The organism is Arthrobacter sp. Soil764, assembly GCF_001428075.1.
GTDB lineage: Bacteria > Actinomycetota > Actinomycetes > Actinomycetales > Micrococcaceae > Arthrobacter.
This window is the reverse complement of the sequence record NZ_LMSI01000002.1, coordinates 126191-151689: the sequence shown is the minus strand read 5'-3', so window position 1 is coordinate 151689 and position 25499 is coordinate 126191. Positions and strand designations below refer to the sequence as shown.

General features: G+C 66.2%; 25 protein-coding genes. 12 read left to right on the top strand and 13 right to left on the bottom strand.

Annotated features, from left to right (window positions below):
• Positions 1-8: 8 nt before the first annotated feature.
• Entirely contained in the window at positions 9-503 is a 495-nt protein-coding gene (locus ASG86_RS03095) for a nucleoside deaminase (RefSeq protein ID WP_056330103.1), read from the bottom strand.
• A 401-nt stretch (positions 504-904) separates the two neighbouring features.
• Here ASG86_RS03095 and ASG86_RS03090 point away from each other — a divergent pair, with 401 nt between their 5' ends.
• Positions 905-2278: an 8-oxoguanine deaminase gene (locus tag ASG86_RS03090; RefSeq protein WP_056330101.1), complete on the top strand. Its 1374-nt coding sequence runs from the start codon at positions 905-907 to the stop codon at positions 2276-2278.
• Positions 2279-2317: 39 nt separating this feature from the next.
• A complete protein-coding gene (gene ligD, locus ASG86_RS03085) occupies positions 2318-3556 on the top strand; it encodes a non-homologous end-joining DNA ligase (protein WP_056330098.1) in 1239 nt (412 codons plus the stop codon).
• 18 nt (positions 3557-3574) lie between these two features.
• On the opposite strand, the gene ASG86_RS20720 is transcribed toward ligD, so the two are convergent.
• On the bottom strand, positions 3575-3745 hold the full coding sequence (locus ASG86_RS20720; protein WP_200946117.1) for a hypothetical protein: 171 nt from the start codon (positions 3743-3745) through the stop codon (positions 3575-3577).
• Between the two features lie 361 nt (positions 3746-4106).
• On the opposite strand from ASG86_RS20720, the gene pucL reads away from it, so the two are divergent.
• The gene (pucL, locus tag ASG86_RS03080; protein ID WP_056330095.1) at positions 4107-5015 is read left to right on the top strand and encodes a factor-independent urate hydroxylase; all 909 of its coding nucleotides are present in this window, start codon (positions 4107-4109) and stop codon (positions 5013-5015) included.
• A 143-nt stretch (positions 5016-5158) separates the two neighbouring features.
• The gene (locus tag ASG86_RS03075; protein ID WP_056330092.1) at positions 5159-6664 is read left to right on the top strand and encodes a nucleobase:cation symporter-2 family protein; all 1506 of its coding nucleotides are present in this window, start codon (positions 5159-5161) and stop codon (positions 6662-6664) included.
• 143 nt (positions 6665-6807) lie between these two features.
• On the opposite strand, the gene ASG86_RS03070 is transcribed toward ASG86_RS03075, so the two are convergent.
• Positions 6808-7563 carry an IclR family transcriptional regulator gene (locus tag ASG86_RS03070; protein ID WP_056330089.1) on the bottom strand — a complete coding sequence of 252 codons (756 nt, stop codon included), beginning with the start codon at positions 7561-7563 and terminating at the stop codon, positions 6808-6810.
• Positions 7564-7783: 220 nt separating this feature from the next.
• Between ASG86_RS03070 and ASG86_RS03065 the strand changes: the two genes are divergently transcribed.
• Genes ASG86_RS03065 through ASG86_RS03050 form a run of 4 tightly spaced genes read left to right on the top strand, consistent with a single transcriptional unit; the run spans position 7784 to position 12972 of the window.
• Complete coding sequence (locus ASG86_RS03065) at positions 7784-9229, top strand: NAD-dependent malic enzyme (protein WP_056330087.1); 1446 nt, start codon at positions 7784-7786, stop codon at positions 9227-9229.
• Between the two features lie 34 nt (positions 9230-9263).
• A complete protein-coding gene (gene aceB / locus ASG86_RS03060) occupies positions 9264-10862 on the top strand; it encodes a malate synthase A (RefSeq protein ID WP_056330085.1) in 1599 nt (532 codons plus the stop codon).
• Positions 10863-10865: 3 nt separating this feature from the next.
• On the top strand, positions 10866-12143 hold the full coding sequence (locus ASG86_RS03055; RefSeq protein ID WP_056330082.1) for a DUF6986 family protein: 1278 nt from the start codon (positions 10866-10868) through the stop codon (positions 12141-12143).
• Positions 12144-12159: 16 nt separating this feature from the next.
• Entirely contained in the window at positions 12160-12972 is an 813-nt protein-coding gene (locus ASG86_RS03050) for a bifunctional allantoicase/(S)-ureidoglycine aminohydrolase (RefSeq protein WP_056330079.1), read from the top strand.
• A gap of 81 nt (positions 12973-13053) precedes the next feature.
• On the opposite strand, the gene ASG86_RS03045 is transcribed toward ASG86_RS03050, so the two are convergent.
• Positions 13054-14235: a zinc-dependent alcohol dehydrogenase gene (locus ASG86_RS03045; protein WP_056330077.1), complete on the bottom strand. Its 1182-nt coding sequence runs from the start codon at positions 14233-14235 to the stop codon at positions 13054-13056.
• A gap of 190 nt (positions 14236-14425) precedes the next feature.
• Between ASG86_RS03045 and ASG86_RS03040 the strand changes: the two genes are divergently transcribed.
• On the top strand, positions 14426-14674 hold the full coding sequence (locus ASG86_RS03040; RefSeq protein WP_056330075.1) for a hypothetical protein: 249 nt from the start codon (positions 14426-14428) through the stop codon (positions 14672-14674).
• Positions 14675-14693: 19 nt separating this feature from the next.
• On the opposite strand, the gene ASG86_RS03035 is transcribed toward ASG86_RS03040, so the two are convergent.
• The 3 genes from ASG86_RS03035 to ASG86_RS03025 form a co-directional block, all read right to left on the bottom strand.
• Complete coding sequence (locus tag ASG86_RS03035; RefSeq protein ID WP_056330072.1) at positions 14694-15407, bottom strand: HAD family hydrolase; 714 nt, start codon at positions 15405-15407, stop codon at positions 14694-14696.
• Positions 15407-15697 (bottom strand): hypothetical protein, encoded by a 291-nt coding sequence (locus tag ASG86_RS03030; protein WP_056330070.1) that lies wholly within the window; start codon positions 15695-15697, stop codon positions 15407-15409. The genes ASG86_RS03035 and ASG86_RS03030 overlap by 1 nt, the downstream gene beginning before the upstream one ends.
• Before the next feature lie 114 nt (positions 15698-15811).
• A complete protein-coding gene (locus ASG86_RS03025) occupies positions 15812-17638 on the bottom strand; it encodes a glycoside hydrolase family 15 protein (protein WP_268760563.1) in 1827 nt (608 codons plus the stop codon).
• A 44-nt stretch (positions 17639-17682) separates the two neighbouring features.
• On the opposite strand from ASG86_RS03025, the gene ASG86_RS03020 reads away from it, so the two are divergent.
• Both ASG86_RS03020 and ASG86_RS03015 read left to right on the top strand, forming a co-directional pair.
• Positions 17683-18414 carry a DUF72 domain-containing protein gene (locus tag ASG86_RS03020; protein ID WP_056330066.1) on the top strand — a complete coding sequence of 244 codons (732 nt, stop codon included), beginning with the start codon at positions 17683-17685 and terminating at the stop codon, positions 18412-18414.
• Between the two features lie 32 nt (positions 18415-18446).
• Entirely contained in the window at positions 18447-19559 is a 1113-nt protein-coding gene (locus ASG86_RS03015; RefSeq protein WP_235565079.1) for an App1 family protein, read from the top strand.
• Positions 19560-19586: 27 nt separating this feature from the next.
• On the opposite strand, the gene ASG86_RS03010 is transcribed toward ASG86_RS03015, so the two are convergent.
• From ASG86_RS03010 to ASG86_RS02995, 4 genes are all read right to left on the bottom strand, one after another.
• Positions 19587-21152, bottom strand: coding sequence for a glycoside hydrolase family 1 protein (locus ASG86_RS03010; RefSeq protein WP_056330060.1), 1566 nt, complete (start codon positions 21150-21152; stop codon positions 19587-19589).
• Between the two features lie 95 nt (positions 21153-21247).
• Positions 21248-21625: a hypothetical protein gene (locus ASG86_RS03005; RefSeq protein ID WP_056330326.1), complete on the bottom strand. Its 378-nt coding sequence runs from the start codon at positions 21623-21625 to the stop codon at positions 21248-21250.
• Positions 21626-21666: 41 nt separating this feature from the next.
• Positions 21667-22044 carry a J domain-containing protein gene (locus ASG86_RS03000; protein WP_056330057.1) on the bottom strand — a complete coding sequence of 126 codons (378 nt, stop codon included), beginning with the start codon at positions 22042-22044 and terminating at the stop codon, positions 21667-21669.
• Positions 22045-22110: 66 nt separating this feature from the next.
• Entirely contained in the window at positions 22111-22536 is a 426-nt protein-coding gene (locus ASG86_RS02995) for an Hsp20/alpha crystallin family protein (protein ID WP_056330324.1), read from the bottom strand.
• A 142-nt stretch (positions 22537-22678) separates the two neighbouring features.
• On the opposite strand from ASG86_RS02995, the gene ASG86_RS02990 reads away from it, so the two are divergent.
• Positions 22679-22996, top strand: a complete 318-nt coding sequence (locus ASG86_RS02990) for a MerR family transcriptional regulator (RefSeq protein ID WP_056330054.1) — start codon at positions 22679-22681, stop codon at positions 22994-22996.
• 21 nt (positions 22997-23017) lie between these two features.
• On the opposite strand, the gene ASG86_RS02985 is transcribed toward ASG86_RS02990, so the two are convergent.
• Together ASG86_RS02985 and ASG86_RS02980 are read right to left on the bottom strand one after the other, a co-directional pair.
• Complete coding sequence (locus tag ASG86_RS02985; protein ID WP_056330051.1) at positions 23018-23815, bottom strand: phosphatase PAP2 family protein; 798 nt, start codon at positions 23813-23815, stop codon at positions 23018-23020.
• Positions 23816-23911: 96 nt separating this feature from the next.
• Complete coding sequence (locus tag ASG86_RS02980) at positions 23912-25453, bottom strand: S8 family serine peptidase (protein ID WP_235565078.1); 1542 nt, start codon at positions 25451-25453, stop codon at positions 23912-23914.
• Positions 25454-25499 lie beyond the last annotated feature (46 nt).

Below are 25499 nucleotides of genomic sequence, written 5' to 3'. Positions count from 1 at the left end.
CGCCGGGCCTAGTAGTCGATCCTGGATTCGAGCGTGTTCCAGGTGTTGAACGGCTCCAGCGGGGCCGGGGCCTGGGGATCGCCCAGCTCCAGCTTGGATACCGGCATCAGGGAGTCCCTGTCCTGGTTTTCGAAGTATTCGTAGAACACGGCGTCGTCAAAGCCGACGGAGGCGGCGTCGTGGCGGTCCGCGGCGTACACAACACGGCTTACCCGGGCCCAGAGCGCGGAGGCCAGGCACATGGGGCAGGGCTCGCAGCTGGTGTAGAGGGTGGCGCCGCTGAGGTCGAAGGTGCCGAGTTCGCGGCAGGCTGTGCGGATGGCCGTGACTTCGGCGTGGGCGGTGGGATCGTTGTCCGCGGTGACGCGGTTGACGCCGTCGAACGTTTGGCCGTCCGCCGTGACGATCATGGCGCCGAAGGGGCCTCCGCTGTTGAGGACGTTGGCCGTTGCCAGCCGGATGGAGCGGGCCAAAAATTGTTCGGCCGTGACGGTGGTACTCATGATGCGACTTCCTTTTGCCGGGAAGCCTGGTGCTGCGCAGGACCAGTAGAACCAGGTGCGAACGGTTACCAGGCTTCAGCATGTGCTGTGAAGGTTAAGTTGCGCCTGGTAGATAGCTTCCCGGGTTCGGGCGCCCGCCTTTGGCAGAATCGAGATTAGCACCGCTGTGTGGGCCGCGCCATAGTTTTCTGGAAATTTAATTTCGTAATGTGAAATCGATGTTTCGGCGCCTTCACGTCCGTGCCGGCCGGGCAGTCACAAAGACTCCCGTTGACGCAGGAGAGGGCGTTTTCCTAGGCTGATCCCACCCATCCTGCCCTGCAGGCTGCGGGCACCTGGATCAGCAGACAGGGCTTCACTGAGCTGGATTGAAAACCATCAGCGCTCAGAGAAGGACCGTCATGACGCAATCCAACGCAGCCGCTTCCCGCTTGTGGATCAAAAACCCGCAGGCCGCTTTCACTGCCAACACCCTCGACGCTTCAGGTGGCCTGGTGGTCAGCGGCGGCGCCATTGCCGAGGTCCTGGCAGCGGGGCAGCGGCCATCCGCGCCCTGCACCGAGACGTTCGACGCCGGCAGCCACGTGCTGTTGCCGGGCCTGATCAACACACACCACCACTTCTACCAAACCCTCACCCGGGCCTGGGGGCCGGTGTCCAATGCCCCGCTGTTCCCGTGGCTGCAGAACCTGTATCCGGTGTGGGCCCGACTCACCCCCAAGGACCTGGAACTGGCCGCGACGGTGGCCCTCGCCGAGCTGCTGCTCTCCGGCTGCACCACCGCTGCCGACCATCACTACCTTTTTCCCGCAGGCCTCGAGGACGCCATCGACATCGAGGTGGCGGCAGTGCGCCGGCTGGGCATGCGCGCCACGCTCACCCGGGGCTCCATGACGCTGGGAACGGACGACGGCGGCCTGCCGCCGCAGTCCACAGTGCAGCGTCCGGAGGTGGTGCTGGAAGACAGCGAGCGCCTGGTGGGCCGGTACCACGAGCGCGGCGACGACGCGGTGATCCAGATCGCGCTGGCGCCCTGCTCGCCGTTCTCGGTGACCAGGGAGATCATGGCCGAAAGTGCGGCACTCGCGGAGCGGCTGGACGTCCGGCTGCACACCCACCTGGCAGAGACCCTTGATGAGGAGGACTTCTGCCGGGAGATGTTCGGGCTCCGGACGGTGGACTACCTGGATAGCGTTGGCTGGCTGACGGACCGCACCTGGCTGGGGCATGGCATCCACTTCAGCGACGCCGAGATCAGCCGCCTTGGCGCCGCGGGAACCGCCGTGGCGCACTGCCCCACCTCGAACATGCGGCTGGCATCCGGCACCGCACGCGTCCTGGAACTGGAGGACGCCGGAGTGCCGGTGGGCCTGGGGGTGGACGGCTCGGCGTCGAACGATGCCTCCAACATGATCCTGGAGGCGCGGCAGGCCCTGTACCTGCAGCGCCTCCGTTATGGTGCGGACGTCCCGGTGGAGTGGGCGCTGGGCTGGGCCACCCGCGGTTCAGCCGCCGCCCTGGGCAGGCCGGGGCTGGGCCAGCTGGCACCGGGGATGCAGGCGGATCTTGCACTGTTCAGGCTCGATGACCTGCGATTCTCCGGCAGCCACGATCCCATCGCCGCCCTCCTCCTGTGTGCCGCGGACCGGGCAGACCGGGTGATGGTGGGCGGGCAGTGGCGGGTGGTGGACGGCCAGATCCCCGGACTGGACGTGGCCGGGCTCATAGCCGAGCACTCGGCCGCGGCACGACGCCTGATTAATGGCTCGCGCTGAACGGCTGACGCCTTCCCGGCCAACTGCTAGCGTGGCGCCATGACTCCGTCAAAGACGCCGGCCGAGATCCTGGACATCGATGGTGAGGAAGTCCGGATCTCCAGCCCGGACAAGATGGTCTTTCCCCAGCCTGGGCTGACCAAGCTTGACCTGGTGCGGTACTACCTGGCCGTGGCGGACGGTGCGCTGCGGGGCGCGGGCGGCCGGCCCATGGTGCTCAAGCGGTTTCCCAAGGGCATCGACGCCGAGCCCTTCTTCCAGAAGCGGGTCCCGGAAAACCACCCGCCCTTCATCGACACCACCACGCTCCATTACGCATCCGGAACGTCGGCCGAGGAAGCGGTGATCCGCGATGCGGCAGGCCTGGCCTGGGTCATCAACCTCGGCTGCCTGGACCTGAACCCACACCCGGTCCGCGCGGAGGACCTGGAGCACCCGGACGAACTCCGGGTGGACCTGGACCCTATGCCGGGCGTGGACTGGTCGCAGATCGTGGACGTGGCGTATGTGGCGCAGGAGGTCCTGGACGATGTTGGGCTGGTGGGATGGCCGAAGACCAGCGGTTCACGGGGACTGCACATCCTGGTCCGCATTGCCCCGGAATGGTCCTATCGGGACGTCCGGCTCGCTGCCGAAACCCTGGCCCGGGAGGTGGAACACCGCGCTCCCGGCCTGGCCACCGCACGGTGGTGGAAGGAAGAGCGCGGCGAGAGCGTATTCGTGGACTTCAACCAGAATGCCAAGGACCGCACCGTGGCCTCTGCCTACTCCGTCAGGCCCCTGCCCGATGCCCGGGTGTCAACACCGCTCACCTGGGAAGAGGTGCGCACTGCCCGGCCGGAGCAGTTCACGGTGCCCGCCGTCCTGGAGCGGTTCGCGGAGATCGGCGATCCACATGCCGGCATTGACGGCGCGGCAGGCAGGCTGGACGGCCTACTGGCCCTTGCCGAAAAGCTGGGGCCGGCGGAGAAGGCGCCACGCAGCGGCGACGGCTCCGGACGCCGGCAATCACTGATGCCGCTCATCGAGGTTGCCCGGACCAGGACCAAGCCCGAAGCACTCGCGGCGCTCGATGAGTGGAAGACCCGGCACGCCGACGTCGTCCAGTCCCTTCAGCCTGCCGACATCCTGGTTGACGGGATGCGCGGGTCCAGCTCGCTCTGGTACCGGGTACGGGTGAACCTTCAGCACGTACCCGAGGCGGAACGCCCTCCCCAGGAGGAACTCATCGCGGACTACGACCCCTGGGCCGGTAAACAGTGGCCTGGAGGCTCCTGATGGCTGGCTGCCGTCTGGTCAGCGCCGGCCGAAGACCGGAAGGGCACGGAGCCAGCGGGAAAACCCTCCGGCCCGCCGCTCATGGTCCGCGGGAATGTAGAAGTCGGGGTCACTGGCTCCGAAGGGCAGGTACAACTCCTGGCCCGGTGCCGGAAATTCCACTACCTGGTTCTGCTCCTGGGGGTTCATCTGCTCCTCCTGTTCCTCATAGCGATTCCGTATCTCGGAAAATAGTTATTGCTATATGAAAAGTGTAAGTAGGGGTGCCCGGCGCCGTCAATGCCCTGCTGATGAAGGAATGCAGCCCGGGCAGTCACAAAATGAATTTTCGCCCTGTGATGTACACCACCGGATTGCGGGGGTACGCTGTTAGGCAACTCGTGGCGCACGTCACGTAACCTGGGAGCAGCAGGCAGGGTCGTAATGAGCTGGCATCAATGGATGCCGGCTCTTTTTTGTTGGGTCGGCTCCACCGGAAACGCGCTTGAAACGCGCGCTTAATTTCAGTGATGGAACCTTGGTTCCACTTACCGGAGATTGGGAACAGACCATGAGCAGCAAGATCATCCTCGGCGAAAACCAGTACGGCAAGGCAGAAGTCCGCGTCGTCAAGATCACCAGGGACACCAACCGCCACGAGATCGAAGACCTGAACGTCACCTCGCAGCTGCGGGGCGACTTCGCCGCAGCCCACCTCGAGGGCGACAATGCCCACGTGGTGGCCACCGACACCCAGAAGAACACCATCTACGCCTTCGCCCGCGACGGCATCGGCTCACCGGAAGCGTTCCTGCTGCGCCTGGGCGAGCACTTCACCTCCAGCTTCGACTGGGTCACCGGCGGCCGCTGGGAAGCAGAGTCGTACGCCTGGAACCGCATCCAGGCACACGGCAGCGAACACGACCACTCGTTCGTCCGCAACGGCCAGGAAGTCCGCACCGCGGTCCTGGTCCGCGACGGGGCCACCAGCCACCTGGTCTCGGGACTGAAGGACCTCACCGTCCTCAAATCCACCCAGTCCGGTTTTGTTGGCTACCCGCGGGACCGCTACACCACGCTGCCTGAGACCACCGACCGCATCCTGGCCACCGATGTCTCGGCCCGCTGGCGCTTCAAGACCGGCACCGATTTCAGCGCGCTGGACTTCAACAAGAGCTACGACGACGTCAAGGGCCTCCTGCTCGAAGGCTTCACCGAGAACTACTCCCACGCATTGCAGCAGACCCTGTTCGACATGGGCGCCAAGGTGCTGGAGGCACACAGCGAAATCGACGAGATCAAGTTCTCCATGCCCAACAAGCACCACTTCCTGGTGGACCTCTCGCCGTTCGGCCTGGACAACCCCAACGAGGTCTTCTTCGCGGCGGACCGCCCGTACGGCCTGATCGAGGCCACGGTCCAGCGCGAGGACGCTGCGGCAGCCCCCGCAGCCTGGTCCGGCATCGCCGGCTTCTGCTAAAACACAACACCCACAGCGTCCCGACGGGCCCAGCCACCCATTTCGCGGCTGGGCCCGTCGGAGCCGCCCCACAGCTTTCACCCTGTTAGCCAGACACCAGTTAGCCAGACGATGACGTCTGCCATGAACCAAGAAAGTCTGCCATGAACACCAAGAAGAAACTGGCCCCTGCAGCCGCCGAAAAAGGTGCACGGCCTTCCCGCCCCGAGGACCAGCGCCTCCCGATCGGAAGCATGTTTGCCTACGGCTTCCAGCACGTCCTCACCATGTACGGCGGCATCATTGCCCCTCCCCTGATCATTGGCGCAGCCGCAGGAATGAACTCCCAGGACATCGGTTTGCTCATTGCGGCCTGCCTTTTCGTTGGCGGCCTGGCCACCATCCTGCAGACCGTGGGCGTCCCCTTCTTCGGTTCGCAGCTGCCGCTGGTACAGGGCGTCTCCTTCGCCGGGGTCTCCACCATGGTGGCCATCGTCCACGGCGGGGGGGGAATCCAGGCCGTCTTCGGTTCGGTCATCGCAGCCTCCCTGATCGGCCTGCTGATCACGCCGCTGTTCTCAAAGATCATCAGGTTCTTTCCGCCTGTCGTCACAGGCACCGTGATCACCACCATCGGCCTCACCCTGATGCCCGTCGCCGCGAACTGGGCCATGGGCGGAAACAGCAAGGCGCCCAACTACGGCAGCGTCGCGAACATCGGCCTGGCAGCGGCCACCATGGGCATCGTCCTGCTCCTGAGCAAGGTGGGCAGCGCTGCCATCTCCCGGCTTTCCATCCTGCTGGCCATGGTCCTGGGCACGCTGATCGCCTTCGTCTTCGGCATGGCCGACTTCTCGAAGGTGGGCCAGGGCGAGATTGTCGCCTTCCCCACCCCCTTCGCCTTCGGGCCGCCCACGTTTGAGCTGGCCGCCATCATCTCCATGCTGATCGTCATCCTGGTCACCCTCACAGAGACGTCCGCGGACATCATCGCGGTGGGCGAGATTGTGGGCACCAAGGTGGACTCCAAGCGGATCGGCAACGGCCTGCGGGCGGACATGCTCTCCAGCGCCATCTCCCCGCTGTTCAACTCCTTCACGCAAAGCGCGTTCGCCCAGAACGTGGGCCTGGTGGCCATCACCGGCGTCAAGAGCCGGTTCGTGGTCAGCGCCGGCGGCGTCATCCTGGTGGTGCTTGGCCTGCTGCCGGTCCTTGGCCGGGTGGTCGCAGCGGTGCCGACGCCTGTCCTCGGAGGTGCCGGCGTCGTGCTCTTCGGCACGGTTGCCGCCAGCGGCATCCGGACCCTGTCCAAGGTGGACTACAAGAACAACATGAACCTGATCGTGGTGGCTGCCTCCATCGGGTTCGGCATGATCCCCATCGCCGCCCCGGCGTTCTACGACCAGTTCCCGTCCTGGTTTGGCACCATCTTCCACTCCGGCATCAGCTCAGCGGCCGTGATGGCGATCCTGCTGAACCTGCTGTTCAACCACCTCCGGGCGGGGAATTCGGACAACCAGTCGGTGTTCGTTGCCGGAACGGAGCGGCTGGTGCGCGCCGAGGACCTCCGCTGCCTGGCCGAGGGCGACCGCTTCGAGAACGGAAGGCTCATCGACTGCGACGGCAAGGAAGTCCCCGTCCAGTCAGCCGAGAAGGCGCCGGAGCACTGACTCCGCCCGCAAGGGCCCACGCCCGCAGGGTTCCCTGGCCGAGCTTGCGAGGCCAGGGTGCGGGTGGGGATGGCGGCGGCCCACTCCGAAAAGGAGGGGCCGCCGTCGCGCGTGGTTGGGACCGCCTGCAAGGGGCAGGTGCCTCAGGTGCGGTTGAGCTCGCGGGAGATGGCCTCGGCCGCTTCCCGCAGGATGGGCACGGCCTTGTCGGCGAAGTCGCCGTCCACCCGGGAGACCGGACCGGATACGGAAATCGCGCTGGGGGTGGGAGCGTTGGGCACCGCCATGGCGAAGCAGCGGACACCCAATTCCTGTTCTTCCTCGTCAATGGAGTAGCCCCGCTCACGGATGAGCTTGAGGTCGGCGAGGAGTTCGTCGACGTCGCCGATGCTCTTGGCAGTGGGGGTGGGCATTCCGGCGCGGGCCACAATGCCGCGGACGGTATCGTCATCAAGCTGGGCCAGGATGGCTTTTCCGACGCCGGTGGCGTGGGTGTGGGCGCGCCGGCCCACCTCGGTGAACATGCGCATGGAGTGCAGCGACGGTACCTGGGCCACGTAGATCACCATGTCCGAATCCAGCACGGCCATGTTGGAGGTTTCCCCCAGCCGGTCCACCAGGATCTTCAGCTGCGGCTGGGCCAGGGCGCCGAGCTGCTTGTTGGCACCCTCCCCCAGCCTGATGAGCCGGGGGCCCAGTGCGTAGCGCCGGTTGGGCAACTGGCGGATGTAGCCGAGCGACACCAGGGTGCGGAGCAGCCGGTGGATGGTGGGCAACGGCAGGTCAGTGGAGGACGAGAGCTCACTGAGCGTGACGTCACCGCCGGCATCAGTGATGAGCTCCAGCAGTTCGAAGACGCGCTCTACCGACTGCACCCCACCAGAGGCTTTTTCTGCCATTCCGTTGTCTCCTACGGCTCGGAATCCGACAACTCTTATCCGCATCGTGAAAAGAGTTGCTTAGAACACCCAAGATACAGCACCTGGGTTACGGCGGCGACGTGGACCGCCAGTCGTAATACAAGGGGTTGTGTTTCCATAAAGTAGATAATAATATCCATAATACGAAAATATTCGGATAAGAGCAGAAGCCGGACAAGGCCTAACAGGAGGACATTCAATGGCGAACCCCAGCCCCGGAAATTCGATCACCCTGCGCGTGGAAGCACCGTCAAGCTTCAGCGCCACCAGCGAGCTTGCCGCAGCCGTCGGAGCCGCCGGCGCAGCCATCACCGCACTGGACGTCACCGAGTCACACCACGAAACCCTCGTGGTCGACGTCACCTGCAACACCACCGACGACGCCCACGCCGCCCGCGTCAAGGACGCGCTCAACGCCCTCGACGGGGTCACAGTCCAGCACGTTTCGGACCGCACCTTCCTGATGCACCTCGGCGGCAAGCTCGAGGTGGTCCCCAAGGTTCCGCTGCGCAACCGCGACGATCTCTCCCGGGCCTACACCCCCGGCGTCGCCCGCGTCTGCCTCGCCATCGCCGAGGACCCCGCCGCCGCCCGCAACCTGACGGTCAAGCGCAACACCGTGGCTGTTGTCACCGACGGCTCCGCTGTACTGGGCCTGGGCAACATCGGCCCCGCTGCCGCGCTCCCCGTCATGGAGGGCAAGGCCGCCCTCTTCAAGCAGTTCGCGAACGTTGACGCTTGGCCCGTGTGCCTGGACACCCAGGACACCGAAGAAATCATCCGCACCGTCAAGCTCCTGGCCCCCGTCTTCGGCGGCGTGAACCTGGAGGACATCGCCGCCCCGCGCTGTTTCGAGATCGAGGCCCGCCTGCGCGAGGAACTGGACATCCCGGTCTTCCACGATGACCAGCACGGCACGGCCATCGTGACCCTGGCAGCCCTGGTGAACGCCCTGCGCGTGGTGGACAAGAAGATTGAGGACGTCAGGATCGTGGTTTCCGGGGTCGGCGCCGCCGGCTCTGCCATCATCCAGCTGCTCAAGGCCCAGGGCGCCCGTCACATCGTGGCCGCCGGCCGCTCCGGCGCAATCCACAAGGGCGAGACCTATAACGATCCGCACCGCACCTGGATCGCGGACAACACCAACCAGGAGGGCTTCTCCGGGAGCCTGCACGAGGCCCTGGTGGGAGCCGACGTGTTCATCGGCGTCTCCGCACCGAACATCCTCAACGAGGAACACATCGCTTCCATGGCCAAGGACTCCATCGTCTTCGCCATGGCCAACCCCACCCCGGAGGTGGACCCAACGGTCGCGTCCCGGCACGCCGCCGTCGTGGCCACCGGCCGCAGCGATTTCCCCAACCAGATCAACAACGTCCTGGCCTTCCCCGGCCTCTTCCGCGGGCTCCTGGACGTGGGCGCGAGCGACATTACACCGGAAATGCTGGTGGCTGCCGCGGAGGCAATCGCCAACCGGGTGAATGATAATGAGCTCAATGCGAGCTACATCATTCCGAGCATTTTCGACCCGCACGTGACAGCCAACGTCGCGGCCGCCGTCGCGGCTGCCGCCCAGGCCTCAAACGTTGCAACGGCTGCCGAACCGGCCGATTCCGCAGCGGAGCCGGCACTCGCCTCCGCCTGACCGCCCGACTTCCAGCCAAAGGAAAGGACCAGAAATGGCCATCACCGTCACAGATCCCCGGCCCATCGCCCGCGCAGAGGAAATCCTCACCCCGAAGGCACTGGCCTTCATCGAGGAACTCCACAACCGGTTCGCCGGCACCCGCAACGAGCTGCTGGCGGCCCGCGCCGCCAAACGGCAGCGGGTGGCCGAGACCGGCAAGCTGGACTTCCTGCCGGAGACGCAGGACGTGCGCGACGGCGACTGGAAAGTTGCGCCTGCACCGGCGGCTTTGCAGGACCGCCGGGTTGAAATGACCGGGCCTGCCTCACCGGCAAAGATGGCCATCAACGCCCTGAACTCCGGCGCCAAAGTATGGCTGGCGGACCTCGAAGATGCCAGCACCCCCACCTGGGCGAACGTCATCGACGCCATCCTGAACCTCCGTGACGCCGCCCAGGGCACGCTCAGCTACACCTCGGACGAAGGCAAGGAGTACCGGCTCCGCACCGACGCTCCGCTCGCCGTCGTGGTGGCCCGCCCCCGTGGCTGGCACATGCAGGAGAAGCACCTGCTGGTCAACGGCGAACCCGCGGTGGGTGCGCTGGTGGACTTTGGATTGCACTTCTTCCACATCGCCAAGCAGCTGGTCCTCAACGGGCAGGGCCCGTACTACTACCTGCCCAAGATGGAGAGCCGCCTCGAGGCACGGCTGTGGAACGACGTGTTCGTCTTCGCCCAGGACTTCCTGGGACTGAACCAGGGCACCATCCGCGCCACCGTGCTGATCGAGACCATCCCGGCCGCGTTCGAGATGGATGAGATCCTGTACGAACTGCGGGACCACGCCTCGGGCCTGAACGCAGGCCGCTGGGACTACCTGTTCAGCATCATCAAGTACTTCCGTGATGCCGGCGAGGAATTCGTCCTGCCGGACCGCGCCTCCGTGGTGATGACGGCCCCCTTCATGCGCGCCTACACCGAGCTCCTGGTCAAGACCTGCCACAAGCGCGGCGCCTTTGCCATGGGCGGCATGGCTGCCGTGATCCCCAACCGGCGGCACCCCGAAGTCACCGAAGCCGCCTTTGAAAAGGTGCGCGCGGACAAGACCCGTGAGGCAAACGACGGCTTCGACGGTTCCTGGGTTGCGCACCCGGACCTGGTGCCCACCTGCCGCGAGGTCTTTGACTCGGTGCTCGGGGACAAGCCCAACCAGGTGGACAAGCAGCGCCCGGAGGTCAACGTCACGGCAGAACAACTGCTGGATGTCTCCTCCGCCGACGGCCAGGTCACCGAGGCCGGCCTCCGCCTGAACCTCTACGTGGCGGTTGCCTACACGGCCGTCTGGCTCTCCGGAAACGGTGCGGTGGCCATCCACAACCTGATGGAAGACGCGGCCACCGCGGAAATTTCCCGCTCCCAGGTGTGGCAGCAGATCCGCAACAAGTCCGTGCTCGCGGACACCGGCAACACCGTGACCAAGGAACTGGTGGAGCGGATCCTGGCCGAGGAGACCGAGCGGCTCCGCACCGAGTTCGGTGACGAAGCCTTCCGCCGCTACTACCAGCCGGCCAGCGAACTGATCGCGGACATCTGCCTGTCCGAGGACTACACCGACTTCCTCACCACCCCGGCCTACGAACTGGTGGGCTGAGGCATGGCAGCATCACCCAAAACGTCACTGACCGCCGGGGACCTGGCGGCCATCGACGGGCAGCTGGCCGCTACGGACCGCCTGCTGGAGCAGAACTACCCGGGCGACGCCGGCTCACGCCAGCCCGTGCACACGGTGTACGTGCCCGCGGACAGGTTCACGGCATCGTTCGCTGCCGACTGGGGCGCCGAGGCGTTGAAAACGGCCGACGCCCACGGCGGGTTGGAAAAGCTCGGCGCGCTGCTGGGCCAGGACGCGGCGCTGGCGGAGGCCGTCGCCCCGCGCGTGGCAGCCAAGCTGGCCAGCGAGCCGATCGAGGACCTGCGCCTGGACTTTGAAGACGGGTTCGGGGACAGGGGCGACGACGCCGAGGATGCCGCCGCGGTTGCCGCGGCTTCCGCGGTGGCCACGGCGGTGGCTGCCGGGTCTGCTCCCCCGTTCATCGGGATCCGGTTCAAGTGCTTCGAGGCTCCCACCCGGGCCCGCGGGCTGCGGACCCTGGACCTGTTCGTCTCAGGCCTCGCAGCGGCGGGTGAACTGCCCGAAGGCCTGGTCCTGACCCTGCCCAAGGTCACCACGGTGGCCCAGGTCCAGGCCATGGACTACGCCGTGTCCCGGCTCGAGGAAGTCCACTCGCTGCCCGCGGGACGGCTCCGCTTCGAGGTGCAGGTGGAAACTCCGCAGCTGATCCTCGGCCCGGAAGGAACCTCCCCGGTGGCGCAGCTGCCGCACGCCGTACCCGGCAGGATCAGCGGCCTGCACTACGGCACGTACGACTACTCGGCGTCACTGCAGATCTCAGCGGAATACCAGTCCATGGAGCACCCTGTTGCCGATTTCGCCAAGGAAGTCATGCAGCTAGCCGTGGCCGGAACGGGCATCCGGCTCTCCGACGGATCCACCAACATCATTCCCGTGGGCGACAACGTGGAGAACGCCTGGCAGCTGCACGGCCGCCTGGTCCGGCGGTCACTGGAACGCGGCTACTACCAGGGCTGGGACCTGCACCCGGCCCAGCTGCCCAGCCGCTTCGCCGCCACTTACGCCTTCTACCGGCAGGGCCTGCCCGCCGCCGCGGCCCGCCTGCGCAACTACGTGGAGCAGACCGACGGCGGCGTCATGGACGAACCCGCCACCGCCCGCGCCTTGGCAGCCTTCGTCCTGCGCGGGGTCCAGTGCGGCGCCGTCGGTGCGGAGGAAGTCCAGGCGCTTGCCGGCGTCGGAATTCCGCAACTGACCGGACTGGCCCACCCGCGGCTCGCCACCACTTCCAACTCCTAGCTAAGGATCTCTCTTCATGGGCAAGTACTACTCCCCCACCGGCGGGCTGCCGCCGCAGACGCACCTCACCACCGAGCGGGCCATTGTCACCGAGGCGTACACGGTGATCCCGAAGGGCGTGATGACGGATATCGTCACGTCCAACCTGCCGGGCTTTTCGAACACCCGCTCCTGGATCATCGCCCGGCCCATCTCGGGCTTCGCTACCACGTTCTCGCAGTTGATCGTGGAGATCGGCCCGGGCGGCGGCGCCCCCAAGGCCGAATTCGAGGCCGGGGTGGAAGGCGTCATTTTCGTGACCCGCGGCAAGGTCAACCTCACCCTGGACGGCGAGCTGCACCAGCTGGAGGAAGGCGGCTACGCCTACCTGGCAGCCGGATCGGAGTGGGGCCTGGAAAACGTCTCGGATGATGTGGTGTCCTTCCACTGGATCCGGAAGGCCTACGAACGGCTCGAGGGCTTCGAGGCCAAGTCCTTCGTCACCAACGAAAAGGACGTGGAGCCCACCTCCATGCCGGACACCAATGACGCCTGGAAGACCACCCGCTTCACGGATTCCAACGATCTGGCCCACGACATGCAGGTGAACATCGTGACCTTCCAGCCGGGCGGCGTCATTCCGTTCCCGGAAACCCACGTAATGGAGCACGGCCTGTACGTCCTGGAGGGCAAGGCCATGTACCTGCTGAACAACGACTGGGTGGAGGTGGAGGCCGGCGACTTCATGTGGCTGCGCGCCTTCTGCCCGCAGGCCTGCTACGCCGGGGGCCCCGGCGAGTTCCGCTATCTCCTGTACAAGGACATGAACCGGCAGGTGAAGCTCACCTAGGTGCTCCCTGGTCTCTCCCGGGCAGCAGCGGAGGCCGTTATGGACTGTCCATAACGGCCTCCGCTTTTTACGTCACGCTGCTCAGGCGCCGGGGTTGAGGACCACCTTGATGCAGCCGTCCTGTTTCTTCTGGAACTTTTCGTACAGCGCCGGGGCGCCCTCCAGGCCCGACCTGTGGGTGACCAGGTCCATGACACCCAGCGGGTCGGCCTCGTCCTCCACGAGTGGAAGCAGCGTATCCGTCCAGTTGCGCACGTTGCACTGGCCCATGCGCAATTGCAGCTGCTTGTCGAACATGGTCAGCAGCGGCAGCGGGCTGGCCGTTCCGCCGTACACACCGCTCAAGGAGACCGTGCCGCCGCGCCGCACGGCGTCGATGGAGGTATGGAGCGCGGCCAGCCGGTCAACGCCGCCGGTCTCCATCGCTTTCTGGGCGAGCTTGTCCGGCAGGAGTCCCAGCGCCTGGTGGGCGAAGCCGGCCAGGGGAGAGCCGTGGGCTTCCATTCCGACGGCGTCAACCACCGCGTCCGGGCCCCTTCCGTCGGTCATCTCCCGCAGTTCGTCCGCGATGTCCTTGGTGTAGTCGAAGGTCTCCACCCCGTGGCGGGCCGCCATCTCCCGCCGTTCGGGAACGGGGTCCACCCCCACTACGCGGAATCCCCGCTGCACACCGATCCGGCTGGCGAATTGGCCCACCGGTCCCAGGCCGAAGACCCCGAGCGTTCCGCCGGGCGGCACGTTGGCGTACTCCACCGCCTGCCAGGCGGTGGGCAGGATGTCCGAGAGGAAGAGGTAGCGTTCGTCCGGAAGCTCCGATCCCACCTTGACTGCACCATAGTCGGCGTGCGGAACCCGCAGGAATTCGGCCTGGCCGCCAGGAACGGACCCGTACAGCTCGGAGTAGCCAAACAGGGCCGCGCCGGACCCTTTCTCCCGCACCTGGGTGGTTTCACACTGGGACTGCAGGCCCTGCTTGCACATGTAGCAGGAACCGCAGGCGATGTTGAACGGGATCACCACGCGGTCACCCTTGCGGAGGTTGGTAACGCCGCTTCCCACTTCCTCCACGATGCCCATCGGTTCATGTCCGATGACGTCGCCCTTGTGCATGTAGGGCCCCAGGACCTCATAGAGGTGGAGGTCGGAGCCGCAGATGGCGGTGGAGGTGATCCGGATGATTGCATCGGTCGGTTCCTGGATAACGGGATCGGGTACTTCCTCCACGCTTACCGACCGTTTTCCCTGCCACGTCAGTGCTTTCACAGTCTCCCTTTCGCTCTGTCTTGCCCCCGGGTTCTTCAGAGGGCGGCCAGGATGCCCGCAGGCACCCTTTCTTCGACGCTATCGGTTTTACGCGAAAAAAGTAAGCATGCTGATAAAAACCTTGTGGCCGCCGTCGACTGCTCCTAGCGTAGGAAGGGCAGGGAAGAAGACCACGTGAAAGAGGAACGCCATGTCGCTGTACCAGCCGGAGCCGGTCGAAATCTCCACCCGCATGCGTCCGGGCGAATGGACGGAGGACAGCTTGGTGGAATTGGTCAACAGTTACCGCACACGGATCGCGGAAATGGGCGCCCCGGCATCCGAGGTGGCTACGGACATCGAACGGAACGACGACGGCTCAGTCAAGGTCGTGGTGTCCTGGGTAAAGCCCGCCATTGCGGGCGACGAGGAATCGGTGCCCGGCGGCCAGCCGCTCTAGCCACCAGCCACCGGGTCCGTCAGGGGTTCGGCTGGAGGGCGAGCAGCCGGCCGATAGCGCTGGAACCCAGGTTTTCGAGCAGGTGGCGCGGCCCGTCATAAACCTCCACTGCGCCGGCCTCGCGCAACTGGCTTGCCTGGATCCCGCCGCAGGTAACGCCGATGGCGGGGATTCCCAGCGCCCCTGCCGCCTTCATGTCCCACACCGCGTCTCCGACATAGACGGCGCCTGCTGCGTCAACGCCCGCCGCAGCCAGCGCAGCCTCCAGGATGTCCGGCGCAGGCTTGCTTTCCTTCGCATCGTTCGCGCTGGTTGCGGCATCGATGAAGGCATCGGCGTCCAGCACGGAGCGCATCACCTGCATGTCCCGCTCGCGGGCCGACGAGGCCAACGCCACCGCCAGGCCGCCCGCATGGCACTGGCCCAACAGTTCCTTGGCCCCGTCGAGGGCGCGGAGCGATGGCCAGTGCGAGGCATACAGCGCGCCATGGCTGGCCATAATGTCCTCATCCTCGTCACGGTCCCGGGCCGGCGGCAGGAGGTTGTCCACCAGCCGGGCGCCGCCCATGCCCACGAGCTGGTGGATGGCCGCCATGGGCACATGATGGCCGTACTGCCGGAACGCACCCCACCAGGCGATGGTGTGGATGTAGGACGAGTCGATCAGCGTCCCGTCAACGTCAAAGAGTACCCCCCGGCGCGTGCCGCCAGGGGGTGTGATGGAATCCGGCATCAGCCCACCGCTGCCCGTCGTACGTCCGGCGCCTTCTTCCGCCGGGCCGCCTCCTCCTTGGGAGAGTTGACGGGGCGGACGCGGTCGCGGATCACGGATCCGGCCCCGTCCAGGCTCTTGTCCCGGATGAGGCCCGTGCCGGCGATTTCCCGGGCCATGGCGACGCCTGCCACAGCGGCCCTCTTGGTGGGGAAGGTCACCGAGATGGCCATCAGGTTCCCGCTTCCGTCCATCATCCTGATCCGGTATCCACCATCAGGGGCGTCAACGAGTTCAAAATATCCGGCCATAACTATCACTCCTCCATCAATCACGGCGCTGTGCTTGGGAGCACTCCATGAGGTGTTAGTAAGTATACTTATCTATCCTGCGAAGGAGAAGTTACAGCCCCGGTCCGCGCCGCCTCAGCGCGAATCCGCCCCTTCCGACGGAATGGGGGTGTCACTGCGCCGAACCGTATCCTGATGCAGCTCCAGGGCGCTAGTCACAAGGGCGAAATGGCTGAAGGCCTGCGGAGTGTTGCCCAGTTGGCGCTTCGCCTTCACCGCCCATTCCTCGCTCAGCAGCCCCACGTCGTTGCGCAGTTCCAGCAGCCGTTCAAAGAGTTCGCGGGATTCCTCATGGCGGCCGGCACCCAACAAAGCCTCCACCAGCCAGAACGAGCAGGCCAGGAAGACGCCCTCGTCGCCCGGCAGGCCGTCGTCGCTCTGCTCCGGCCGGTACCGCAGCACAAAGCCGTCCTGGGTCAACTCACGCTGGATCGCCTCGATGGTCCCCACCACCTTGGGATCATCGGGCGGCAGGAACCCCACCCTGGGAATCAGCAGCAGGCTGGCGTCCAGCTCCGGACGGCCGTAGGACTGGACAAATGTGTTGCGCTCCGCGTCGAAGCCGTTGGCCATGATGTCCCGGCGGATCTGGTCCCGCAGCATCTCCCAGCGCTCCACGGGGCCCGGCAGGCCGGACTCGCGCACGCCCTTCACCATCCGGTCCGCGGCCACCCATGCCATGACCTTCGAGTGGGTGAAGTGCCGGCGCGGCCCCCGCATCTCCCACAGCCCGTTATCCGGCTGGTCCCAGATGGTTTCAAGGTGTTCCATCAGTGCAATCTGCACGTCCCACGCCTCGTCCGTGTGCTTCAGCAAGGAGTTCCGCGTCAGCGCCAGGCAGTCAAGGACCTCGCCCCACACATCCAGCTGGAACTGCTCGGCCGCCGCATTCCCGATCCGCACAGGCACCGAGTTCTCGTAGCCTTTCAGCCACGGCAATTCCATCTCGGGCAGCCGCCGTTCGCCATGGATCCCGTACATGATCTGCAGGTCCGCGGGATCACCGGCCACGGCCCGGAGCAGCCAGTCCCGCCAGGCAGCGGCCTCCGCGGTGTAGCCGGCAGCCAGCAGCGCCTGCAGTGTCATGGTGGCATCCCGCAGCCAGCAGTAGCGGTAGTCCCAGTTGCGCTGGCCGCCCGGCTGCTCCGGCAGTGAGGTCGTGACGGCGGCCACGATGCCCCCGGTGGGGCCATAGGTCAGCGCCTTCAGCGTTATCAGGGAGCGGACCACGGCATCCTGGTACTTCCCTTTGACGGTGCATTGCGAAGACCATCCGCGCCAGAACGCAAAGGTGCTGTTTAGCACTTCTTCTGCGTCCACTGACACCGGGCGTCCCACATGGCTGGGGGCCCAGGTCAGCACGAACGGCACTTTCTCGCCGGCGTTGACGGTGAAGTCGCTGACCGTATGCATGTTCTCGCCATGCAGGGGTGCCGGAGTGACCAGGTAGACGGCGTCGGGGCCGGCGATCGCGTGCAGCCCGCGCTTGTCCTTGCGCACCCACGGAACAATGTGGCCGTAGTCGAACCTCATGACCAGCTCGCCGTGCATTTTGACGCTGCCGCTGATACCTTCCACAATCCGGACGATGTCAGCGACGGAATCGCGCGGCGGCATGAAGTCGGTGACGCGCACGGTTCCGTCCGGCGTCTCCCATTCGGTGTCAAGGATCAGGCTGCCGTCCCGGTAGCTCCGGCGCGTGCAGGCACCCCCGCTTTCGGGCGCCAGGAGCCAGCGCCCGGAGTCCGGCGTGTCCAGCAGGGAATTGAAGCAGGCAGGGGAATCGAACCGCGGCAGGCAAAGCCAGTCGATCGAGCCTTCCTTGCTGACCAATGCCCCGGTTTGGAGGTCGCCAACTACCGCATAATCTTCGATTCGCGCCATGACATTACCCTGCCACAGAGAGCTCCGAAGGGAAGGGGATGTCCAGGTGTAGCCTGAGGCAGATGGCAATCCACATCGGCACCTCCGGCTGGAGCTACGACCACTGGGAGAACGTCCTGTACCCGCCCGGACTGCCCGTCCGGGACCGGCTCCAGCGCTACGTCGCCGAATTCACCACGGTGGAACTGAACGCCAGCTTTTACCGGTGGCCCCGGGACACCACCTTCGCCGGCTGGAACAGGCGCCTGCCGCCGGGGTTCAGCATGTCAGTCAAAGCTCCGCGGGGACTCACCCATGCGCGGAAGCTGTATTCACCGGAAGTGTGGGTGGAGCGCATCGCCCGCTGCTGGCACGAACTCGGTGACAAACGTGCCGTGCTGCTGGTCCAGCTGCCGCCCCAACTCGAGCGGGACGATGCGCGGCTGGACTATTTCCTCGCCGCCGTTCCCCCATGGATCAGGGTGGCAGTGGAATTCAGGCACCCCAGCTGGGACTGCCCTGAGGTGTTTGCCCTCCTGGAGCGGCACCAGGCGGCCTACTGCATCATGAGCGGCGCCAACCTGCCCTGCATCCTGCGGACCACCGCCCCCTTTGCGTATGTCCGGCTGCATGGACCCGACCAGGAGCACCTGTACGGGGGATCCTACGCCGACGCCGACCTCCACTGGTGGGCCGACCGGATCCGCGAGTGGGACGCCACTGGCATCGACGTCTACGCGTACTTCAACAACGACGGCGGCGGGAACGCCGTGCGGAACGCCCGGACCCTGCGCGCGATCCTCGGCAACGGCTGATGCCTGGCGCTGCCCTGTGGCAGAGTGGTGGCATGGACACGGCCCCGCAGAACCCCGCCCAGGACACGGCACGCCCAACCGGGCGGAACACGAAGGGCCGCACCGCCCTTTCCGGAAGCCAGTTCTTCCGGCTGGCACACCGATTGTCGGACGCAGTGAACGACGTCCGGATCCAGCTCGCAAAGCGGTGGAACTTCGTGCCGCAGACCATCGCCTACCAGGGCTATGGCTCCACCACCCGGGTGCGGGTACTGGGCAGGGTACTGCTGACGCAGAAGCCACTGCCCGGAAGCAAAGCCGAGCACGAAGCCAGGAACGGCAACCAGAACGTCCGCGGCTGGCGGGCATTCACCGGGGTGCCGTTGCAGTTTACCGATGTCGAAATCACCATCGGCCATGTGGTCACCCACGTCACGGCGGACCGGGGCGGACTGATCGACACCGAGGTGGACGTGCAGCTGTCCCCCGGCTGGCACACCGCCGTGCTGCAGGCCGCAGGAACCGATCCGGTGGAGGCACTGATCCAGGTGATCGCCCCGGGCGTGGAGTTCGGCATCGTCTCCGACATCGACGACACCGTCATGGTGACAGCCCTGCCCCGCCCCTTCCTGGCCTTGTGGAACACGTTTGTGCTCAGCGAACGCGCGCGCATGGCCACGCCGGGAATGGCTGTGCTGCTGGACCGGCTGACCATCGAGCACCCGGAAGCACCGGTCATCTACCTGTCCACCGGCCCCTGGAACGCCGCCCCCACCCTGGCGCGGTTCCTGACCCGCAACATGTACCCCAAAGGCGCGCTGCTGCTGACGGACTGGGGACTCACCCAGGACCGCTGGTTCCGCAGCGGCCAGGACCACAAGCACCGCAACCTGGAGCGGCTTGCCCAGGAATTCCCGGATATGCGCTGGCTCCTGATCGGCGACAACGGACAGCATGACGAGGCCATCTATTCCGCCTTTGCCGCCGAAAACCCGGACAAGGTCGCCGCCATCGCCATCCGCCAGCTGTCCGTCAGCGAGTCCGTATTCGCCGGCGGCCACTCCGAGGACGGCGACCACACCACCTCCCGGGTGCCGTGGATCTACTCCCCCGATGGCGCCGGCATCGCAAAGCAGCTCGCCATGCTGGACCTGGTCAAGGGCTGACCGGCCCCGGGATTACTGGGCTGTCCGTTATTTGGCGCCGGCACCCAGGGGCGCGCCGTCGTCGGGCAGTTCACTGTCCACTAGATCATCGCTGTCCAGCAGATCCTGAACCGCCGCCTGCGCGATGGCCGCGCCGGCCGCGGCAGCCAGGTCGCGTTCCTCGATGAGCTCCTGGAACCAGAAATAGGAGGCCTTGGGCGTGCGCTCGAGCGTTGCGAAATCCACGTGGAGGAGGCCGAACGGCTGTTTGTAGCCGGCGGACCATTCGAAGTTGTCCAGGAAGGACCACACGTAGTAGCCGCGCAGGTCCAGGGACTCGGCCACGCCGCCAGGGGCAGTGGCGCGCAGGGCGGTTTCAAGGTGGTCGGAAATGTACTTCAGCCGGCGCTCGTCCGGGATGAACCGGGTGTTGGTGGACTTGTCGCGGACGATGATGTCCTCGAAGCTCGCTCCGCCTTCGGTGATGATCACGGGCGGCAGGTTGGGGTAGCGCTCCGCCATCTCCTTCAAGGCCACCGCCATGTACTCGGGCTTTACCGGCCAGCCGTAGGCCGTGATGTCCGCTTCCGGCCAGGTTTCGACGTGGAACGGCGTTGCGCCGCTGCCCGTTGCGCTGAGGTCGCTGCCCATGGCCTCCGCCATGCTTGACGGCACGGTACCGCCGCCGGGTCCCGCCGCCACCTTGGTGGGCATGTAGTAGTTGAGCCCGTAGAAGTCCAGGGGCTGCGAAATGATTTCCATGTCCTCTTCGGGATGCTCAAAGGAGCTGAAGAACTTGGCCGCACGGATCAGGTCGGGGTACTTGCCCGTCAGGACAGGATCCGCGTAGAGCCGGTTCTGGCCCAGGTCCATGAGCCCGGCACTGATCCTGTCCAGGGGGTTGATCGAGTTCGGCACCATGGGTGAGTAAACGTTCGTCATGCCGATCTCGCCCGGCACCTTCGCGGCGCGCAGGGCCTGGACGGCGAGCCCGTGCCCCAGCAGCTGGTGGTGGACGGTAGGGAAGGCGCCCAGGGCCAGCTCCTTGCCGGGCGAGTGCAGGCCAAATGCGTAGCCATTGGCGCTGACGGTGGCCGGCTCGTTAATGGTCACCCAGCGGGCCACCCGGTCACCGAAAGCCTCCGCCACGAGCGCGGCATAGTCCCCCAGGCGGTACGCGGTGTCGCGGTTCATCCAGCCGCCCGCCTCATCGAGTTCCAGGGGAGTGTCCCAGTGGTAGATGGTGGCCATGGGCGAGATTCCGTTGGCCAGGAGCTCATCCAGGAGCCGATCGTAGAACGACAGGCCCGCCCGGTTGGCCGGGCCGGTGCCGCCGGGCTGGATACGGGGCCAGGAGAAGGAGAACCGGTAGGAGTCGACGCCGAGCTGCTTCAGGAGTGCCACGTCCTGCGGCATCCGGTGGTAGTGGTCCGTGGCCACTACCGGGCTGTGGTCTTCCACGATCGCGCCGGGCCGGGCGGCGAACCTGTCCCAGCCCGCGGGTCCCCGGCCGTCCTCGTCCAGCGCCCCTTCAATCTGGAATGCTGCGGTTGCGACGCCAAGCGTGAACCCCGGAGGGATGAGCGCTGCGAGGTCCTTGGCGGAGATGTGCATTGGGGCCAGCCTTTATGTCACGGGAGTCAGGGTACGTCTCAGGATGGCACAGCAGGGGTCCGCTGACGAGCAGCGACTCCGCGCCGGGCCGGCGCCTACTGGGAACCGAAAAGGAACTCCTTGGCGTGCGCCACTGCCTTGCGGAAGGCATCATTGCGCAGCGTCACCAGGTGTTCAGTGTCGCCGTCGGACGGCTCCAGGTACGCGGTATAGCCGGGCCGCAGGACCCAGATGTCGCCGGCCGGCGGGAGGTAGAACACCCCGAAAGAGCGCTGCTGCTTCTCGTCGGCGGTCCAGACCGGGACCACTGCCAGCGCGGCACCCGTGGCGGGGTTGATCCACTGCGCGCGCGGCAACGGCTGTTCGTGCGCCTCCGGGTCCAGGAAGGGTGCGGTTCCCTCACCCCACCGCTGCTCAAAGCGCTCGAAGAATGCAGGAATCAGGTGTGAATCATAGCGCCGCCAGTCGCTCATGCAGTTTTCCGCCTCCTTGGCTGAATGGCCCTGCCCCCGGCTCAGGACCAGGGCCCGCTTTCCCACCGCACCGGGGTGGCGCGGATGGTTGGTCCGGACGGTCCGCCATGGCTGCGGACTTTCCGGACCGGAATAATGGTGGGCGCCGCTGCCGCCAGCTTCCTGTCATAGTCGGCGCGGCGCACTGGGTCACGCAGCACGTTGAATGCCTGCATGATCCGGAGAAGTTCGTCCCCCTGCCCGGAACTGCCCGTCGTCGCAGCCGTATCCCCCATCGTTTCCGTGTCCCCGTAGGCCCGCCCGCCGTCCAGGTCCGGATGGTGGCTGCGCATGAGAGCCCGGTACGCACGGGAAATTTCCTGCCGGCCGGCATCCCTGCCTACGCCCAGGATGGTGTAGTAGTCGGGAACTTCAGTCATCCCTGCCTCCTGTTTCGCCGGGCACCCCTGCATACGGGACAGGGGCGCCGGCACGAAAGCATGGTTCTAGCTCTTGATCTGGTGCTTTTCGCCCTGCTGGGTCTGGATCTCGATCTTGCGCGGCTTGGCCTGTTCGGCAACCGGAATCCGAAGGGTCAGGACGCCCTGGTCGTAGCTGGCCTTGATCTTCCCGGTGTCCAGGGTGTCACCCAGGATCAACTGGCGGCTGAACACGCCACGGGGACGCTCGGAGGCCACGAGCTCCACGTTGGGCTGGGTGGGGTCCTGGCGCTCGGCCCTGACGGTAAGGACGTTCCGTTCAACGTTCAGGTCCAGGGAGTCCACCTTCACGCCGGGAAGGTCGAACGCCACCACGAATTCCCCGTCTTCCTGCCAGGCGTCCATGGGCATGGCGGCCGGCCGGGCGGCGGTGCCAAAAACCTGCTGCGTGAGCCGGTCCAGCTCACGGAACGGGTCGGTGCGCATCAACATCATTTCCCACTCCTTAGCTTCCAGGTGTTGGAACTGCGGCTACCCACCGCCGCCGTAATCTATGGCAGTGGATATAGATTTTTTATAGCACCCGTGCAAAACTGAAGCAAGACACCGGCGGCGCGATTTTTGGGGAGAGACGATGGCAGATCCTGCTGCAGGACGGGCTGGCCGTTCCCCCCGTCCGCGGGCCCTGTATGCCATCTCGGTGGCGGCGGAGCTGACGGGAACCGGGCAGCAGAACATCAGGCTTTACGAAACCAGGGGGCTGCTGACGCCGTCGCGGACAGCGGGCGGCACGCGGCAGTACAGTGACGACGACATAGCCGTGCTGCTGCGGATCGGCGAGCTCCTGCAGGAGGGGTTGAACCTGGCAGGCGTTGCCAAGGTCCTGGAGCTGGAGGCGGCCAACGTCAAACTGCACCGGGCGCTCCGGCGGGCCAGGTCGCGGCCCCAGTGAAAGCAGTGTCCCTGCTGGACTTTATTCGTGCGGCGACTCGGCCCTTGACAGCTCTCCGGTGATGGTCTCCCCCGGGATTCTGGCGGTCCGCCAGGTGTCCAGCGCGATGACGCCGCCGAGGATCAGCAGCGACAGCGAGAACGACGCAAGCGCATCAGTGGTCCAGTGATAGCCGAGGTACAGCCGGCTGACCACAGCGAGGATGATTCCGATTCCGGCCCCGATGAATCCAAACACTGCTGCCCGCCGGTTCCGGCGCCGGGAAAAGATGAGGTAGGTCCCCACCAGCAGGAAGTCGCAGGCTCCCAGGACGTGCCCGGACGGGAACGAGAACGTCTGGTCCGCACCGAACAGCATCTGGTCCACGGGCGGCCGCGAGCGCTGGACGATGTGGAGGATGATCTGCGAAATGATCACGCCGGTCAGCATGGCGGACGCGAGCAGGATGGGGCGCCAGGCGTGCTTCGCCGCGAATCCCCAGACAAGGATCACCACCAGCACGATGATGGGCAGTGCGATGGGGCCGAAGAACACCGCCAGGAAGATCATGATGGCAGTAACGGCGCCGGACCGCGTCGTGAGCAGCCAGTCATGCACGGGAACGTCCGCAGCGGAAAGGCCGTCGGCCTGCACCACGCTGATCAGCGTGGCGATGAAGAGTGCCACCCCCACGACGGCCAGGATGATGGACGCCCGGTAAAGACCGCGCCGGTCTGCAGGGTCCAGGTAGCGTTCCTCCACCACGAACTTCTCGTGGAAGGCATGCCACCTGCCCGCCCTTCGTTCAGAGACTGCCGAACCTGCTGATTTCTGTGCCAATGTGCTGCCCGTCCCTACGCCGCGGAAGATGCGTGCCGTGATGAATGCCTAGGGTGAAGATTATCCCGGGGTTGGGCCGTTCACTCCAGCACGCGGTCAAAACGAGCCGGTGGTGAACTGCCAGCTCCGGCCTGCCAGCGGGTTTCCGGCAAGGTCCCGGATGCCGGCAGTCCCGCCGGCAAGGGTCACGGTGTACCGGGTCTTGGCGGCCAGAGGCTCCTGGGGGTCCAGGATCCACTGGTTGGTGGTGCCGTTGCGGTAGGCCGCTGCCGCCACCACGGCGCCGGTTGCGGAGTTCTTCAGGGTGAACGTGGTGGTGCCCACGCCCTGGACTGCCTCGCTGAACGTGGCGCTGATGTTGCTGCTCCTGCGGACCAGGAGGGCGTTGCTGCCCGGCGAGTAGCCGGTGACGGTGGGCGCCGGGCCGGTGGTGAACGTCCAGCTGGCGGAGGCCAGCGGGGTGCCTGCGGCATCACGGATGGCCGAGGTTCCGCCGGTCAGGGTGGCCGTGTAGCTTGCGTCCGGGGCAAGGTTTGCTGCCGGGTCAAGGGTTGCGGTCATGGTGGTGGCGTTGTAGGTGACAGTGGCCGCGATGCTGCTGCCGGCTGCATTCCTGAGCACGAAGGTCCCGGTGGACACGCCCTGCACGGCAGTGCTGAAGGTGGCTGCTACGTTCGCACCGGAGGCGACTGCCGCGGCCTTGGGTGCCGGCGAAACGGAGGTGACAGTGGGCGCAGGAGCAGGAGCAGGAGCAGGGGCAGGCGCCGCTGCACCGGCGTACAGCAGGCGGTTCGGGGTCCCGGTGGAGGCACCGGCGATCACCCCGGGAGTGGCATTGGACACCAGGGCTGCAGCCACGTCAGCCGGCGCCAGGGCGGGGTTCTGCGACAGCACGACGGCGGCGGCTCCGGCGGTGTGCGGCGCGGCCATGGAGGTCCCGGACATGGACGCCGTGGCGGTGGTGGAGGTGTAGTAGGCGGAGGTGATGCCTACGCCGGGAGCATAGAGGTCCACGCAGGACCCGAAGTTGGAGAAGGATGCCTGCTTGTCGGCGGAGTCGCTGGCTGCCACGGTGATGGCCCCCGGGACGCGGGCGGGTGAAGCGGTGCAGGCGTCCACGGCGGAGTTTCCGGCGGCAACCACGGTGGTGACGCCGTCGTTGAGGACTGCCTGGATGGCGGCGTCCACCGTGCTGCTGGCTGCCCCGCCCAGGCTGAGGTTGGCCACGGCGGGCGTGCCGGCAACGTGGTTCGCGGTGATCCAGTCGAGGCCTGCCACCACGTCCGAGTTGTAGCCGGACCCGGCGCAATCGAGCACCCTGACCGGCACCAGGGTGGCGCTCTTGGCCACGCCGTACGTGGTGCCGGCCACGGTTCCGGCCACGTGGGTGCCGTGGCCGTTGCAGTCGGTGGTTCCGTTGCCGTCCGCCACGGCGGTCCAGCCTGCTGCCACCCGGCCCCCGAAGTCCGTATGCGATGCCAGGATGCCGGTGTCCACCACGTAAACCGTCACACCGGCGCCGGCCGCGGTCCAGGAGTAGGAACCGGAGAGCGGAAGGGCCCGTTGGTCCGTGCGGTCCAGTCCCCAGGGGGCGGGCTGTTCGGTCCCGGAAAGTTTGACGGGGGCGTCGGCCTCCACGGACAAGACCTTTCCGGATTTGGCCAGGGCCGCCGCCTGGGCGGGA